This is a genomic window from Streptomyces sp. NPDC050560 (assembly GCF_044457285.1).
Taxonomy (GTDB): Bacteria; Actinomycetota; Actinomycetes; order Streptomycetales; family Streptomycetaceae; genus Streptomyces.
In genome coordinates, this window is sequence record NZ_JBITGT010000003.1 from 198,864 (window position 1) to 213,773 (window position 14,910).

At 74.4% G+C, this 14,910-nt stretch carries 13 protein-coding genes; 9 read left to right on the forward strand and 4 right to left on the reverse strand.

Annotation, left to right across the window (positions count from 1 at the left end):
- Positions 1-17: 17 nt before the first annotated feature.
- Positions 18-824: a class I SAM-dependent methyltransferase gene (locus ACIBIW_RS08330; protein WP_399334000.1), complete on the reverse strand. Its 807-nt coding sequence runs from the start codon at positions 822-824 to the stop codon at positions 18-20.
- Between the two features lie 73 nt (positions 825-897).
- Positions 898-2,841 (reverse strand): galactose oxidase-like domain-containing protein, encoded by a 1,944-nt coding sequence (locus ACIBIW_RS08335; protein ID WP_399333326.1) that lies wholly within the window; start codon positions 2,839-2,841, stop codon positions 898-900.
- Between the two features lie 592 nt (positions 2,842-3,433).
- On the opposite strand from ACIBIW_RS08335, the gene ACIBIW_RS08340 reads away from it, so the two are divergent.
- From ACIBIW_RS08340 to ACIBIW_RS08370, 7 genes are all read left to right on the forward strand, one after another.
- Positions 3,434-3,973 (forward strand): RNA polymerase sigma factor, encoded by a 540-nt coding sequence (locus ACIBIW_RS08340; protein ID WP_399333328.1) that lies wholly within the window; start codon positions 3,434-3,436, stop codon positions 3,971-3,973.
- Positions 3,957-4,817, forward strand: a complete 861-nt coding sequence (locus ACIBIW_RS08345) for a DUF4232 domain-containing protein (RefSeq protein ID WP_399333330.1) — start codon at positions 3,957-3,959, stop codon at positions 4,815-4,817. The genes ACIBIW_RS08340 and ACIBIW_RS08345 overlap by 17 nt, the downstream gene beginning before the upstream one ends.
- Positions 4,818-5,066: 249 nt before the next feature.
- Positions 5,067-5,507: an ATP-binding protein gene (locus ACIBIW_RS08350; protein ID WP_399333332.1), complete on the forward strand. Its 441-nt coding sequence runs from the start codon at positions 5,067-5,069 to the stop codon at positions 5,505-5,507.
- Positions 5,508-5,639: 132 nt separating this feature from the next.
- Complete coding sequence (locus ACIBIW_RS08355; protein WP_399334001.1) at positions 5,640-7,544, forward strand: MFS transporter; 1,905 nt, start codon at positions 5,640-5,642, stop codon at positions 7,542-7,544.
- Positions 7,544-8,116 carry a MarR family winged helix-turn-helix transcriptional regulator gene (locus ACIBIW_RS08360; protein ID WP_399333334.1) on the forward strand — a complete coding sequence of 191 codons (573 nt, stop codon included), beginning with the start codon at positions 7,544-7,546 and terminating at the stop codon, positions 8,114-8,116. Before ACIBIW_RS08355 ends, ACIBIW_RS08360 begins: the two co-directional genes overlap by 1 nt.
- Positions 8,117-8,252: 136 nt before the next feature.
- Complete coding sequence (locus tag ACIBIW_RS08365; RefSeq protein ID WP_399333336.1) at positions 8,253-8,996, forward strand: dienelactone hydrolase family protein; 744 nt, start codon at positions 8,253-8,255, stop codon at positions 8,994-8,996.
- Positions 8,997-9,030: 34 nt separating this feature from the next.
- Complete coding sequence (locus ACIBIW_RS08370) at positions 9,031-9,336, forward strand: DUF6295 family protein (RefSeq protein ID WP_399333338.1); 306 nt, start codon at positions 9,031-9,033, stop codon at positions 9,334-9,336.
- 100 nt (positions 9,337-9,436) lie between these two features.
- On the opposite strand, the gene ACIBIW_RS08375 is transcribed toward ACIBIW_RS08370, so the two are convergent.
- Both ACIBIW_RS08375 and ACIBIW_RS08380 read right to left on the reverse strand, forming a co-directional pair.
- Positions 9,437-10,303, reverse strand: a complete 867-nt coding sequence (locus tag ACIBIW_RS08375) for a putative protein N(5)-glutamine methyltransferase (RefSeq protein WP_399333340.1) — start codon at positions 10,301-10,303, stop codon at positions 9,437-9,439.
- 220 nt (positions 10,304-10,523) lie between these two features.
- A complete protein-coding gene (locus ACIBIW_RS08380; protein WP_399333342.1) occupies positions 10,524-11,096 on the reverse strand; it encodes an NADPH-dependent FMN reductase in 573 nt (190 codons plus the stop codon).
- Positions 11,097-11,386: 290 nt separating this feature from the next.
- Between ACIBIW_RS08380 and ACIBIW_RS08385 the strand changes: the two genes are divergently transcribed.
- Both ACIBIW_RS08385 and ACIBIW_RS08390 read left to right on the forward strand, forming a co-directional pair.
- A complete protein-coding gene (locus ACIBIW_RS08385) occupies positions 11,387-12,151 on the forward strand; it encodes an SDR family NAD(P)-dependent oxidoreductase (protein ID WP_399333344.1) in 765 nt (254 codons plus the stop codon).
- A gap of 312 nt (positions 12,152-12,463) precedes the next feature.
- Complete coding sequence (locus ACIBIW_RS08390) at positions 12,464-14,884, forward strand: SpoIIE family protein phosphatase (protein WP_399333346.1); 2,421 nt, start codon at positions 12,464-12,466, stop codon at positions 14,882-14,884.
- Positions 14,885-14,910 lie beyond the last annotated feature (26 nt).

The following is a 14,910-nucleotide window of genomic DNA, read 5'->3' on the forward strand; positions in this document are numbered from 1 at the left end:
CCCCGGGCCGCCCGGTGTCACACCCGGCCGTGCGCCACGAGCGCGGTGTGCGGCAGCACGAGCGCGCCGTCCGGGGCGGTGAACTCCGCGCACAGCGCGCGGAAGTGGCCCTCGATCTCCTCGACGACCTCCGGCGGCTGACTCGTCACCGTCTGCCCGATCGTCGCCACCCCGGCGGCGGGACCGCTCCACCACTCCTCGGGGGTGGTCCTGTGCCCCCAGGCCAGGGCGGCGCAGCCGACGTCCGCAAGACCCGCCTCGCGCAGCAGCGCCGCGAGGCCCCGCTCGGTGCGGGGGAAGTCGTCCCCGGGGTCGAGGGCGGGCAGATGGGCGGGGCGTTCGACGCCCGCCGCCCGCACGGCCCGTCCGAGCAGGGCCTGCCCCTCGGCGGCCGGGGCCGCCCAGACCGTGACGGCCGCCCTCCCGCCGCGCCGCGTCACCCGGCGCAGCTCCGCAAGCGCCGCCCGGGGCCTTCCGACGTGGTTGAGGACGAAGTTGCCGACCACGGCGTCGAACGCGCCGTCGGCGAAGGGCAGTTCCGGCAGGGCCGCAAGCCGCACATCCGCAGCGGGCACCTCGCGTGCGGCGGCGGCGACCATCGCGGGCTCGGCGTCCACCGCCGTGACCCGGGCGCCCCGCGCACACGCCCCGGCGGCCGCGCCGCCCGTGCCCGTCCCCACGTCGAGGACGCGCGTGCCCGCGCCGACCCCGGCCGCGTCGAGCAGCCGGGGGACCGGATACGAGCAGAGCTTGGCGAAACCGGCCGCGTAGGCGTCCGCCCGGCCCGCCCACGCCCTGCGCTCCGACTCGTCGAACGCCGTCACGCCCATCCGCCCTCCCCTGGACCGTCTCCGCCACGCCGCCCACGACGCTAACCCATGGGCCCCCGCCCTGCGGTCAGCCGACCCGCACCCACCGCGCCTTCGACGGCGTCCCGTGCTTGTCGACGGCGAAGACCATGTACCAGCCGGAGGGCACAAGCGAGCGGTCGTCGGGGACGCGCACCGTCAGCCGGTCCCCCGACCGCTTCATGCCCAGCGCCACGGAGCGCTGGTCGAAGTCCGTCACATGGGTCGCGGAGCCCGGCCTGATCATCCGCACCGAGGCGATGTCGGCGCCCTTCGCGGTGCGGAACGTGGCCGCGCCGCCGCGCGCCACCTGCCCCGGCCCCCCGGACAGTCCGGGGCGCTTGCCGTGGAAGAGGTACGGGGGCGTGTACACCTCCACCCGCTGCTCGAAGCGGCCGAGCCTGGTCCCCGCCTTGTCCGAGAAGAGCGGGTCGGAGCCGAACACCGCCACCCTGCCGTCCGGCAGCAGCAGCGCCTCGGTGTGGTAGTCGCGGCCCACCGCGGGGGCCGCCGCCCCGGTGAACGTGTTCTTGCCGGGGTCGTAGAACTGCGCCTTGTGGATGTCGCTCGCGCCCCTGCCCCGGTAGTCGCTGCTGCCGCCGGTGGTGAACACCGTGTCGTCCGGCATGATCACGCTGTTCAGGTAGCGGGTCTTCACGGGCAGCTCGGGGCCGTCCTTGAAGGCGGGCTTCGCGTCGTCGAGGTCGATCAGCGCGGTGCGCGCGGTCGCCTTCTTCGACTCCCCGACACCGCCGCCGCCGAGCACCATCACCCGGTGGTCCTGCGCGGGCGGCAGCAGCACCGACGAGGACGTCTCCATGATGTCCGGGTGGCTCAGGCCCCGCACCGGCGTGAACGAGTTGCTCCGCAGGTTCCACATGCCCGGGACGCGGCCCTTGTCCGCGGGGCCGTAGCCCGCGTTCGAGCCGGTGTAGAAGACCCGGTCACGGCCCGTCAGGAAGAAGGAGGGGTACGTGGGGAAGTACCGGCTCGGCGCCTTCGACCAGGTCTTCGTCGCCGGGTCGTACACCTCGTTCTTGCCCGGCACCACCTGCCCGATCTCGTCGAGCCCCGACACCGCGAGCACCTTGCCGTCGGTGAGCGTCGTCAGCGTCGGATACCAGCGGGCCTCCGCCATCGAGCCCACCTCGGTGTACTTCTCCGTCACCGGGTCGAACTCGTACGCGCCCCTGATCCCCTGGAAGTCCTTCTTGTCCAGGCCGAGTTTGTTCGCGATGCCGTACACGTTGCGGCGCTCGGCGCCCTTGAAGCCCTTGACCGTGTACTGCTCTGTGGTGTTGGTGATGCCCTTGGGGCCGTCCTCCGTGGCCTCCACGTACACCCGCACCTCGCTCGCGGTCACCCGCGCCGCGCCCCTGCGCCCGGCCTGGCGCTTCTTCGCGGCCGGCACCCGCACCGTGGTCTGCGCCCGGTACTCCGTGCCCGACGGGGAGCGGAACACCGTGCCCTTGGGGATGACACGGGCCTTGTCCGGGTTCTCGTTCTTGACGACCATCGCGCCCCCGGCCCGCTTCACGTCCCCCTTCAACGCCTCGTAGCGGCCGGTGCCGCCGGCGATGAGGATCTTGCCGTCGGGCAGTTGGGCCTGGCCCGCGCAGAACATGTCGTCCGGGGTGTCGATCTTGCGGAAGGTGTTCTTCACCGGGTCCCAGATCGTGCTGCGGAACGTGCCGCCCTCGAAGTGGTGCACGTCGTTGCCCGATCCCGCGATCAGCAGCACCTTCCCGGTGCGCAGCATCACCGCGTGGATGGCGTTCAACTGGTAGCGCTTCGGCATGTCCGCCAGGTCCCAGTGGCCGCGCGCCGCCTTGTACGAGGGCCTGTTGATGGCCCAGTCGTGGTACTGGTCCTGGGCGAAGCCGACCACCGCGGGGGCGTTGAGGCCGATCAGTGCGAGCGCCACCCCGGCCCCGAGCAGCTTCTTGCGCCCCGTGGGACGGAATGCCTTGAGACGGGAAGGGCGCTGCGGCATCGGCTGCCTCCGGGTGAACGGGCACATAACGGACCCACGAGGACTACCGCACGCACCACGGCCCCCGGCGGCGACACTCGCACCAGAGGCGGCGCGAATGGGCCGAACCGAGCAATGGGCCAACCCTCTTGAGCGATACGGCGGCGGGGCGGCCGTGGGAAGTGAGGGGCCGTCACGGCGGCCACCGGCGAGGGGGAGGGGAAACCCGGCCGCACACATGTCCCAGGTGCGCGGCCGGGTTGCCGTGAAGACCCGATGACCAGTCGGGAGATCACTACTGTCACCCCTGCGTACGTGCGTGTTCCCCGCCCCGGCCCCCGTATTCCTCCCGGATTCACGGACCCCGGAGCGGGCCCGCACGGCGCGGACCGCCCATGCCCGCACTCGGGACGAGACTTGACCATCCCTTTACAACCGAACCGGTCCCCGCGTGCTCTAAGGAGAGTGACCGCACCACAGCAGGCGGGACCGGAAGCACGCGGCCTGCCGACCCCGGAGCCACCGGGGCCGCACACCGCCCGTACCGCCAGGACCCCGGAAGGACCCAGCGCCGGGGCGACGACCAACCGACTCCGGAAACGGCGGGAAGGCCATGGACGCCGTCAACACGGCAGTGCAGGGACGGGTGGGTGACCGGCCGCGCGCCGACGGGCGCGAAGCCGAGGCGGCGGCGCTGTTCGCCGCCGCCTACCCCAGACTCGCGGGCTGGTGCCGCAGTCTCGTCCACTCCGACGAGATCGCCCACGAGACCGCGGCCGAGGCGTTCACCCGGCTCTGGTCCCGCTGGGGCACCGTGGACGCACCCGTCCCCTACCTCTACTCCGTCGCCTCCAACCTGATAAAGCAGCACTGGCGCCACCTCGACAAGGAGCGCACCGCGCTGCGCAGACTCACCAGGGAAGCCACCGAGACCGCGCCGCCCGCCGACCGCGGCGCGATCGTCAAACACCTCGTGCAGAGCCTGCCGGAGCGCCAGCGCGTGCCCGTCCTGCTGCACTACTACGCCGGACTGCGGATCGACGAGATCGCCACCGCGCTGCACCGCCGCCCCGGCACCGTCAAGAGCGACCTGCACGCCGCACGCCAGGCCCTCAGAGCCGAACTGCGAGGACTCCATGACTCCACGACATGAGCCGGACCGGGACCACGACGACACCCGGGAACCCTCCGAGGTCGCCGAGGCTTTCGACCACGACGTGACCCCGCTCGCGCCGCCCCCCGGCGCCTACGACACCGTCAGGCAGCGCGCACACGGCCGCCGCAGGCGCCGGGTGATGTGGGCGGGCGCCGCCGTCGCGGGCTGCGCCGCGGCCGTCGCCCTCACCCTCACCGCCACCTCCGGCGGCCCCACGCCCGACAGCGTCGCCGTCGGCGACACCGCGGACCAGCGGCAGACCCCCGCCGACCGGGGCGACTCCCCGGCCCCGCCCGAGACCCCGCACTCCACACCCCCCAGCACCCCGCCCTCCCACGCCCCCCACAGCCCCGGCAGCGCCCAGCCGCCCGCCTCCGACCCCCCGGCCTCGGGCGAACCCAAGTCCACCGGCTCGCAGCCGCCCGTCTGCGCCACCTCCGACCTCGGCATCAGCCTCGGCCAGGGCGAGGGTGCCGCCGGCTCCCTCTACCGGCCGTTGCGCGTCACCAACAACGGCGACAGCGCCTGCTCCCTCTACGGGTTCCCCGGCGTGTCCATGGTCGACTCCGCGGGCCGCCAGGTGGGCAAGCCCGCCGACCGCGCGGGGGCCCAGGCCGGCGGACGCGTCGTCATGAAGCCGGGACAGCGCGAGGAGGCCACCCTGCGCGTCCTCACCGCGGCCGTCGCCACCGACCCCGGCTGCCACGCGAGCAGCGCCAGCGGCATCCGCGTCTACCCGCCGGGCCAACGCGCCTCCAAGGTCGTCTCGGTGCCCGGCCTCAAGGGCTGCGCGAGCCAGAGCGTCACCACCCTCACCATCACCTCCTTCGGCGTCCACTGAGCCCGACCCCACCGGGGCGCACCCCGCGCCCCCCGAACGTCCGCACGGGACAGGAACGGACCAGGAGACCCCGTGCGGAGGCAAGGGCCGGACGCGCCGCGGCCTTCGGCGCGTCCGGCCCCGTGTTGCGCGGCGCCCCGGCCACGGCGACCCTGGGACCCACCCACAGGACACCACCGCCCACTCTCCGTACACGCAGAACCGGGGGGGGACCCACGGCGAGGCGGGCCCCACGAAGGAGCACCAGGCATGACCGCGCAGGTCAACCGCTACTACGCCCTCGTAGTGACCGCGGCCCCCCACCGCGAGCCCCATATCCGCAGCATCGTCGCCGCCCATCTCAGGCACTGGGGCCTCGCCGACCACGCCGAGCCCGTCTGCCGCGGCGTGGGCGAACTGTTCCGCAACGCCGCCCAGCACGCGGGCCCCGCCCCCGGCTGCATCGTCGAACTCCGCTGGAACGGCCGCCGCCTCACCGCCGCCGTCTCCGACCCCGACGCCGCACCGCCCCGCCCCCGCGACGACGGAAGCGGCGGCCTCGCGCGCGTCGCCGCCCTCGGCGACACCTGGGGCACCGCCCCCACCCCCACCGGCAAGATCGTCTGGTTCACCCGCGCCGCCCCCGCGCCCGTACCCGCCTGCGCGCCCCCGGCCGCCGCCGCCGTACCCACCGACGTCCCGAGCCGGTGAGAGCGCCCCGCGCAGGACGGGGCGGCCGCCCCCGCGGCACCCGCTTGGACCAGCCGGGCGCCACGGACTAGATTGGTTGACGTCAAGCAAGTAAATGGGAGATCCGCGTCCCGGTGGGAGTGGTGGCCCGTGGTGAACGGTGTGCAGGCGTCAGGCCCCGCACGGCCCGAGGCGGGCCCCGCCCCCGGCTACAAGTGGATCGCGCTGTCCAACACGACCCTCGGCGTGCTCATCGCCACGATCAACCAGTCGATCATGCTGATCGCGCTGCCCGACATCTTCCGCGGTATCGGCGTCGACCCGCTCGAACCGGGCAACACCAGCCTGCTGCTCTGGCTGATCATGAGCTATCTCGTGGTCACCGCGGTGCTCGTGGTCAGCTTCGGCAGGCTCGGCGACATCTACGGCAGAACGAGGATGTACAACCTCGGGTTCGCCGTCTTCACCGTCTTCTCCGTCATGCTCTCGGTGACCTGGATGGACGGCACCGCGGGCGCGGTCTGGATGATCGTCATGCGGGTGCTCCAGGGCGTCGGCGGCGCCATGCTCATGGCCAACTCCAACGCCATCCTCACCGACGCCTTCCCCGCGAGGCAGCGCGGCCTCGCCCTCGGCCTCAACCAGGTCGCGGGCATCGCGGGCTCCTTCATCGGGCTGGTGCTCGGCGGTCTCCTCGGCCCCGTCGACTGGCGGCTGGTCTTCCTCGTCTCCGTCCCGATCGGCGTCTTCGGCACCGTCTGGGCCTACATGCGGCTCAGGGACACCGGGGTGCGCACCCCGGCCCGGCTCGACTGGTGGGGCAACATCACCTTCGCCGTCGGCCTCGTCTCCGTCCTCACCGGCATCACCTACGGCATCCAGCCGTACGGCGGCAACACCATGGGCTGGGCCAACCCCTGGGTCGTCCTCGCGCTCGCGGGCGGCGTCGTCGTCCTGGCCGTGTTCTGCGTCATCGAGACCCGGGTGGCGTCGCCGATGTTCCACCTGTCGCTCTTCAGAATCCGCGCCTTCACCGCGGGCAACCTCGCCGGGCTCCTCGCCAGCCTCGGCCGCGGCGGACTGATGTTCGTGCTCATCATCTGGCTCCAGGGCATCTGGCTGCCCCGGCACGGCTTCAGCTTCTCCCAGACCCCGCTGTGGGCCGGCATCTACATGCTGCCGCTCACCGTCGGCTTCCTCGGCGCCGGGCCCGTCTCCGGCTGGCTCTCCGACCGGTTCGGCGCGCGCACCTTCGCCACCGGGGGCATGGTCCTCGCGGCCGGCAGCTTCGCGGCGCTCGAAGTGCTCCCCGTGGACTTCTCGTACCTCTGGTTCGCCCTGATCCTGCTGCTCAACGGCGTCGGCATGGGCCTGTTCGCGTCGCCCAACAGGGCCGCCATCATGAACAGCCTCCCGGCCGACCAGCGCGGCGTCGGCGCGGGCATCAGCACCACCTTCCAGAACTCCGCCATGGTGCTGTCCATCGGCATCTTCTTCTCGCTGATGATCGCGGGCCTCACCTCCTCGCTGCCGTCCGCCATGACCCACGGCCTCACCGCCCAGGGCGTCCCGGCCGCCGACGCGCACCGGGTCGCCGCACTGCCCCCGGTGAGCGTCCTGTTCGCCTCGCTGCTCGGCTACAACCCCGTCCAGACCCTCCTCGGGCCCCACGTCCTCGACAACCTGCCGTCCGGGCACGCCTCCTACCTCACCGGGCGCACCTTCTTCCCGCAGCTCATCTCCGGCCCCTTCGCCGACGGGCTCTCGGTGGCCTTCGGCTTCGCCATCGCCGCCTGCCTGATCGCCGCCTGCGCCTCGCTGCTGCGCGGCGGCAAGTACTATCACGGCGACAGCAGGACCCTGGCCGGTTCCGGCGCGGGCGCCACCCCGTCCGCGGGACCCGCGGGGCCCCCGCACCGTGCCGGCGAAGCCGCCCCCACCCGTGACGCGGCCGAGGGTGGCACGGCCGGAACGGGAGCGACCGACGCCCGCTCCGGCACCCGGCCCGGCAGGCCGGGGCCGCAGTCCACACCGCCGAAACGCCCCGGGAGCCCCTGATGCGTACACCGTACGAGCGCGCCGCGGACCAGCGGTCCGACCGGGGCGTGGCCCCGGCGCGGCTGCCGCGCCCCGCCGCCACCGCGGACGGGGAGCCGGACTCGGAGGACCTCGCGGCCCGGCTGCGCGCCTCCATCCAGCACCTGATGCCGATGCTGCGGGCGCAGAGCGTGCACAGCGACCTCACCCCGAGCCGCCTCTCGGCGCTCGCCGCCCTCGACGACCGCGGCCCGCTGCGGATCAGCGAGCTGTCCGCCCGGATGGGTATCGCGCTGTCCACCGCCTCCCGCATGATCGACCTGCTGGAGGGCCTCGGCTGGGTCCACCGCCGCGCCGACCCGGCCGACCTGCGGGCCAGCCTCGTCGACGTCACCCCGCAGGGCCGTACGGTGCTGCGCTCGGTGCGCACCGAGCACGCGGGCAAGCTCGCCACCGAGATCGCCAGGCTCCCCGCCGACCGCATCAGGCTGCTGCACGACGCGCTGCCCGCCCTCGAAGCGCTCGCCGACCAGGTGCAGCAGGGCCCCGCCGCCGGAAGGACCGACAACCCGGGCGCACCGGACGGCGGTTGAGCCGGGCCGCGAGATCCCGGCACCCGAACCGCCCGCGGGGCGCGCCCGCCCGGCGCCCGCGGGCCGCACCACCCCTCCGGCCCCCGCCGGAGCGCACAGAGAACACCCGCCCCTGGGACAGGAACCGAGGACGTCCATGTACGACGCACTGCTCGCCGAGACCGTCACGATCACGGGACACGGCGGCGATGCCATCGAAGCGTATGCGGCCAGGCCGCTGACCCCGGGTCCGGTCGGGTCCGTCGTGGTCATCCACCACATGCCCGGCTACGACATCCAGACCAAGGAGATAACGCGCCGGTTCGCCGCCGAGGGCTACAACGCCGTCTGCCCGAACCTGTACACCAGGGAGGCCCCGGGCGCCGACCCCGACGACGCCTCCGCCACCGCCCGCGCCCAGGGCGGGGTGCCCGACGAGCGCCTGGTCGGCGACGTGGCCGGGGCCGCCGCCTATCTGCGCGGGCTGACCTCGTCCAACGGCAGGGTGGGCACCATCGGCTATTGCTCGGGCGGCCGCCAGTCCTTCCTCGCGGGCTGCTCGCTGGAACTCCAGGCCGCGGTCGACTGCTACGGCGCCTTCGTCACCGGCGAGCCGCCCGCCGGGCTCACCTCCGCGGGACAGCCCATCGTCCACCTCACCAAGGACCTCTCCTGCCCGCTGCTCGGCCTCTTCGGCGCCGAGGACAGCCACCCCTCGCCCGAGAACGTCGCCGCCCTCGAACAGGAGCTGAAGGCGCACGGCAAGGAGTACGAGTTCCACAGCTACGAGGGCGCGGGGCACGCCTTCTTCGCCGTCAACCGGCCCAGCTTCCGGCCGGAGGCCGCGCTCGACGGCTGGCAGCGGGTCCTCGGCTTCTTCGGCCGCCACCTGTCCGCCTGACACCCGGCAACCCCGCCACGGAAGGCAGCAGCACATGTGCACGTACCTCACCGAGAAGACCGCGATCGAGGGCAGCGGCAAGGGCCCGCGCGGCTACTTCGCGCTGACCGAGGCCATGGTCTACGTCGACCACCCCCAGCACGCGCAGCAGGACCACACCGTCAACATCGACTTCCTCAACCCGGCCGAGGGCCCCTCCGCCAGGATCGCGGTGGAGCTGACCGAGGAGTCCGCACGCGCCCTGATGGAGGCCATCCGCACGGCGCTCGCCACGGCGCCCCCCGGCCTGGCCGCCGCGGGCCATCTCCCCGGCGAGGCCCGGCGCCCCCACGCCGCCTGACCCACCACGAGGCCCCGGCGCGTGCGGCCCGGGCGCACGGAGCATCCGGCGCCCGGGCCGCCTCGGCCCCTGCCGGTCCCGGGGGCGGCGCCGCCCCCGCCTACCGGGCCCGTACGCCCGCGACGACCGTGGCGCCGAGTTCCGCGCACTCCTCGACGCGGGTGTCGAGGCCGCCGCGCGCGAACGCCTCGACGGCCGCGGCGACCTGGTGCTCGCCGGTCTCGATCAGCAGCACCCCGCCGGGCGCCAGCCAGCCCGCCGCCCCTGCGGTCACCCGGCGCAGCACCCGGAGCCCGTCCCCGCCGCCGTCGAGCGCCACCAGCGGCTCGTGCACCCGGGCCTCCTGCGGCAGCAGCGCGATGTCACCGCTCGGCACATACGGCACGTTGGCGCAGAGCACACCGACCGTGCCCCGCAGCCGTGCGGGCAGCGCCGCGAACAGGTCGCCCTCGTGGACGGCGCCCGGCGGCGGCACGTTACGGCGCGCGCAGCGCACCGCCGCCGGGTCCACGTCAGCGGCGTGCAGCTCCGCGAGGTCGAGCCGGGCGGCGAGCACCGCGGCCACCGCGCCCGAGCCGCAGCACAGGTCGACCGCGACGGGCCGGGGCGGCGCCAGCTCCAGGGCCCGCGTGGCGAGGAACTCGGTGCGGCGCCTCGGCACGAAGACACCGGGTTCGAGCGCGATGCGCAGCCCGCAGAACTCCGCCCAGCCGACCACCTGTTCCAGCGGCAGCCCGGCGACACGGCGCGCCACCAGCGCTTCGAGCCCGCCGTCGGGCGGGCCGGGGGAGGCCGCCGCGGCCATCAGGAGCCGCGCCTCGTCCTCCGCGAAGACACAGCCCGCGGCGCGCAGCGCGGCGACGACGGCGGACTCGGAGAGCGGTGCGGGACGGGACCCGGGGGCCGGGGAAGCGGCGGGGGAGGGCTCCCCGGAGGAGGGGTGCTGAGGGGACGAAGCCACCGACATGGCGGAAAGACCTTTCGGAGTGCCGACGGGCACCCCCCGCTCACGACGGCCTAGCGGCCACGCGCATGGCCGTGGGGGGAGAGCGCCCGCCTGACTGACAGGGGAATGGGTCCCACCTCCTCGGCTCGTGACGTGCCCGGCCACTGTACCGGTCCCTCAGGACCCCGGGCGCGGGGCCCGGGCCGTACGGGGCCCGGGCCGTCCGTGGCAGGCGTGCGGGTCAGGCGCCGTCGCGCAGCGGCCGCAGCGCGTCGCTCAGCCGGACCAGCTCCGCGAACATCGTCTTGGCGGCCGAGGTCATGACGTCGTTCGGCGCTATGGCGCCGTCCTCGTCGAGGAACTGCTGGACGAACGGGATGGACACCGCGTCCGGCACCACGACCATCCGCAGCGCGCTCAGCACCTGCTTGATCATCTGGGCGGCGCGGGTGCCCGCCGACACCCCGCCGTAGCTGACCAGGCCGACCGGCTTGTGCAGCCACTCGTGGTGCAGGAAGTCGATGGCGTTCTTCAGCGGGGCGTTGAAGCCGTAGTTGTACTCGGGCATGACGAACGTGAAGGCGTCGGCGCTCGCCACCTTCGCGCTCCAGTCCCTGGTGTGCTGGTGGGTGTACTTGCCGAGGCGTGGGTGGTGCGGCTCGTCGAGGAACGGCAGGTTCACCTCGGCCAGGTCGACCAGTTCGACCTCGGAGAACGCGCCGTGCGCGACCGCCTCCTCGGCGATCCACCGCCCCACCGGCAGACCGATACGCCCGGGGCGGGTGCTCGCGACGATGACTTCAAGCTTGGCCATGGTGCCGTCCTTCTTGGCGCGGGTGGTACGGGGGTGTGCGCGCCGCCCGCGCCGTGCGGGCGACCGCTGGCGCGGGGGCGGACTCCCGCCAGTACAACAGACCGCCCCCGGGCCCCCTCGCCCGCCCCGGGCCGCGCGGGAGGAGCGGTGGTGGCCGGAGCGTTCCCGGGGCGCTACGGTGGAATGGACTCAGCGGTCCAGAAGGTGTCGCGGACTCCGTCGCGCCCGGGGAGAGGTCTGCCCCAAAAAATGGACCGGACAGTTCAATCTCAGGAAGCGAGCAGCACACCATGGGCACACGCCTCAGCGGCAGGACCGCACTCGTCACCGGGGCCACCAGCAACATCGGACGCGCCATCGCGGAGGCGTTCGCCGCCGAGGGGGCCCGCGTGGCCGTCTCGGGCCGCAGCGCGGAGCGCGGCAAGGCCGTCGTGGAGGGCATCAGGGCGGCGGGCGGCACCGCCGAGTTCGTCCCCGCCGACCTCGACGGCAGCGAACGGGCGTCCCGCGCCCTCGCCGAGTCCGCCGCCCGGACCCTCGGCGGGCACGTCGACATCCTGGTGAACAACGCCGGGATCTTCCCCGCCGACACCACCACGACCACCACCCCCGAGACCTTCGACCGGATCATGGCCGTCAACGTGAAGGCGCCCTTCTTCCTCACCGCCGCCCTCGCCCCCGCGATGGCACAGGCCGGCGGCGGCGCGATCGTCAACCTGGGCTCCTGGGTGGCCCGCCTCGGCCTCCCGGTCGGTGTCGCCTACAGCGCGAGCAAGGGCGCCGTGGAGACCCTGACCAGGGCCTGGGCGGCCGAGTTCGGCCCCGCGGGGGTACGGGTCAACGCCATCTCCCCGGGTGTCGTACAGGAGCCGCTGCCCGACGGCGGCCACCCCGCCGCCGGGATGATGAGGGGCACCCCCGCGGGCGCGCCCGGGCACCCCGCGGCCATCGCGCGTGCGGCGGTCTACCTCGCCTCCGACGAGGCCGCCTTCGTCCACGGCACCGTCGTCGACGTGGACGGCGGCAGGGTCGGCGTCGCCGTCGTCGCCGCCTGACCCCGCCCGGCGCACCCCTACCGCGCGCGGGCCGCGGGGCACCCGCCCCGCGCCCGTTCGCGGCCTGCCGGATGCCCGCCGGAGGCCCGCCCGCACCCCGGCGGCCCCGCCCCTGGGCACCCGACGCGCACAACCGGAAACACCGCCTCCCGATCCGCCCCCAGCCCCCGTGCCCCGCCCACCCGCGCGTACAGTTGCCCGCCCCGCCGTGCCGGGCCTCGGAACGGTCACAGGGGGTGCGCAATAGACCCAGAAGCGCTGTAATGACGGATTGTGGTCAGCGAAAGCTCGACGGGACGGGGAATCGGAACATTGCGTGTCGAGAGCGCGCTCAAGGCGATTCCCGCGGGCCTGGACGCGCAGCGCCGTACCCGGTCCGTCGTCGAACAGATCCTGGTCTTCACCCCCGCCACCCTGGCGGCCGTGCACCTGCCGCAGCGCGGCACCCTGCGGCTCGTGGGCGTCGCGGGCGTGCCCCGCGCCGTCTACGGCGTCGAGAACGCCTACGACCCCGCGGGCGACTCCCCGCCCGCCCGTGTCCACCGCACCGGAAACCCCCTCTGGGGCACCGCGGCCGACCTCACGCCCGACGGCGCCGAGGCGGCCCGCGCCGGGCTGCCCGCCGCGGGCGATGCCTGCCTCGCCGTCCTGCCGCTGCGCGTCGGCGAGGCAGGCGGGGGCGCCCTGACCGTCGTCGGCGCGGGCCCCGGCGCCTTCGGACCCGACGACCGCGCCGTCCTCGCGGTGTTCGCCGCCGCCCTCGGCGGCGCGGCCCCGGGCCGCGACGGCGGCCGCCACGGGGAGCCGAAGGAGCGCCCGGTGTCCTTCGTGCTCACCATGGACAGCGGCCATGTCGAGGTCAACGACGAGGTGCTCGGCCTCTTCGGGATCGCCCGCGGCGAGTTCGACGGCCGGGTGGAGACCCTTCTCGCCCGCACCGTCCCCGAGGACCTGCCGACCCTGATGTCCGTCGTCGAGCCCGACCACATGGCCATCGGCGACCGCGAACTCGACTTCCGCATCCGCCGCCGTTCCGGCGAGCCGCGCTGGCTGCGGCTGCGCGGCCAGGTGCTGCCCGCCACCGAGGAGCAGCCGCTGCGGCTGCACGGCACCATCATCGACACCTCGGGCAGCCGCGCCGGGGCCAAGGACGTCTCCCGGGTGCAGCGGCTCGCGGCCAGGCTGGCCGCCGCGAACACCGTGCGCGACGTCAGCCAGGCCATCGTCACCGCGCTGCGCCAGCCGCTCGGCGCCGACCGGGTCGCCCTCGCCGAACTCACCTCGGACCGGCTCGTCGTCACCGTCCTCGACCCGCCGGAACCCGAGCTGTGGCCCCCGCTGTGGCGCACCGAGTGGCGTACCGAGTGGCCGGACGCGCCGGTGCGCACCATGCCCGCGCTGTCCGCCGCCCTCAACGAGGGCCGCACCGCCGTCTGGCCCACCGCGGCCGACCTGGAGCCCTCGCTCGCCGAGGTGGGCCCCGGCGGCCTCGCCGTGCTGCCGCTGCCCGCCGCGGGCCGCACCGTCGGCGTCTGCCTCATCGGCTGGGACCGCCCCCACACCTCGGGCCCCGACGAGCGCGCGCTGCTCACCGCGGCCGCCGCGCTCGCCGGCCAGGAACTCGCCCGCGTCCACGCCTTCGACGCCGAGCACGAACTCGTCGGCCAGCTCCAGCGCGCCCTGCTGCCGCCCCGGCTGCCCGACCTGCCGGGCGGCCTCGCCGTCGCCCGCTACCTCCCCTCCACCGTCGGGCTCGGCGTCGGCGGCGACTGGTACGACGTCATCCCGCTGCCCGACAACCACGTCGCGCTCGTCATCGGCGACGTCCAGGGCCACAACGCGCAGGCGGCCACCCTCATGGGCCAGATGCGCACCGCGCTGCGCGCCTACGCCGTCGAGGGCCACCCGCCCGACGTCGTCGTCTCCCACGCCAACAGGCTCCTCGTCGGCATGGAGAGCGACCTCTTCGCCACCTGCTGCTACGTGGACGTCGACATGGAGGAGGGCACCGCCTGGTGTGTGCTCGCCGGGCACCTGGCGCCGCTGCTGCGCCACCGCGACGGCGCCACCGAACTCGTCGACGCGGAGGGCGGCCCGCCGCTCGGCGTGGTCGCGGAGGCCGAGTACCCGATGACCCCGGTGGGCCTGCGGCCCGGCACCCTGATCGCGCTCACCACGGACGGCCTCGTCGAGTCCGCCGACCTCACCATGGACGACGGCGTACGGGGCCTGCTCGCGGCCCTCGGCGACGCGGACGCCGACGACCTGGGGCTGCTGGCCGACGCGCTCCTCGGCAGCGCCAACCGCAGCGACGACGTCGCCCTGCTGCTGATGCGCTACGACGGCCTCGCGATACGGCCCGAGCGGGAGAGCTGGACCATCTGGCGGGTGCCCGAGGCGCCGCGGCACGCCCGCCGCTTCACCCGCCGCACCCTGCGGGCCTGGGGCGTCACCCAGGAGGTCGACACCGCGCTGCTCGTGGTCTCCGAACTGGTCACCAACGCCCTCGTGCACACCGAGGGCCCGGTGCGGCTCGACCTCACCCTGATCAACGACCGCCTCAGGGTCGCCGTCGGCGACTCGTCGCCCCGCACCCCGGTCAAGCCCACCAACATCGGCTGGGCCGCCACCGGCGGGCGCGGAATCCTCCTCGTCGAGGCGGTGTCGGCGGCGTGGGGGACGCTGCCGGTGAGCGGGGGCAAGCAGGTGTGGAGCGAGATAATCGTACGGTGAGCGGCCGAGGGCCACGGCGGTCGCGC

Coding starts and splice junctions, on each gene's coding strand:
- ACIBIW_RS08335 (WP_399333326.1), bottom strand. CDS start 2,841: ATGCCGCAGCGCCCTTCCCGTCTCAAGGCATTCCGTCCCACGGGGCGC.
- ACIBIW_RS08340 (WP_399333328.1), top strand. CDS start 3,434: ATGGACGCCGTCAACACGGCAGTGCAGGGACGGGTGGGTGACCGGCCG.
- ACIBIW_RS08345 (WP_399333330.1), top strand. CDS start 3,957: ATGACTCCACGACATGAGCCGGACCGGGACCACGACGACACCCGGGAA.
- ACIBIW_RS08350 (WP_399333332.1), top strand. CDS start 5,067: ATGACCGCGCAGGTCAACCGCTACTACGCCCTCGTAGTGACCGCGGCC.
- ACIBIW_RS08360 (WP_399333334.1), top strand. CDS start 7,544: ATGCGTACACCGTACGAGCGCGCCGCGGACCAGCGGTCCGACCGGGGC.
- ACIBIW_RS08365 (WP_399333336.1), top strand. CDS start 8,253: ATGTACGACGCACTGCTCGCCGAGACCGTCACGATCACGGGACACGGC.
- ACIBIW_RS08370 (WP_399333338.1), top strand. CDS start 9,031: ATGTGCACGTACCTCACCGAGAAGACCGCGATCGAGGGCAGCGGCAAG.
- ACIBIW_RS08375 (WP_399333340.1), bottom strand. CDS start 10,303: ATGTCGGTGGCTTCGTCCCCTCAGCACCCCTCCTCCGGGGAGCCCTCC.
- ACIBIW_RS08380 (WP_399333342.1), bottom strand. CDS start 11,096: ATGGCCAAGCTTGAAGTCATCGTCGCGAGCACCCGCCCCGGGCGTATC.
- ACIBIW_RS08385 (WP_399333344.1), top strand. CDS start 11,387: ATGGGCACACGCCTCAGCGGCAGGACCGCACTCGTCACCGGGGCCACC.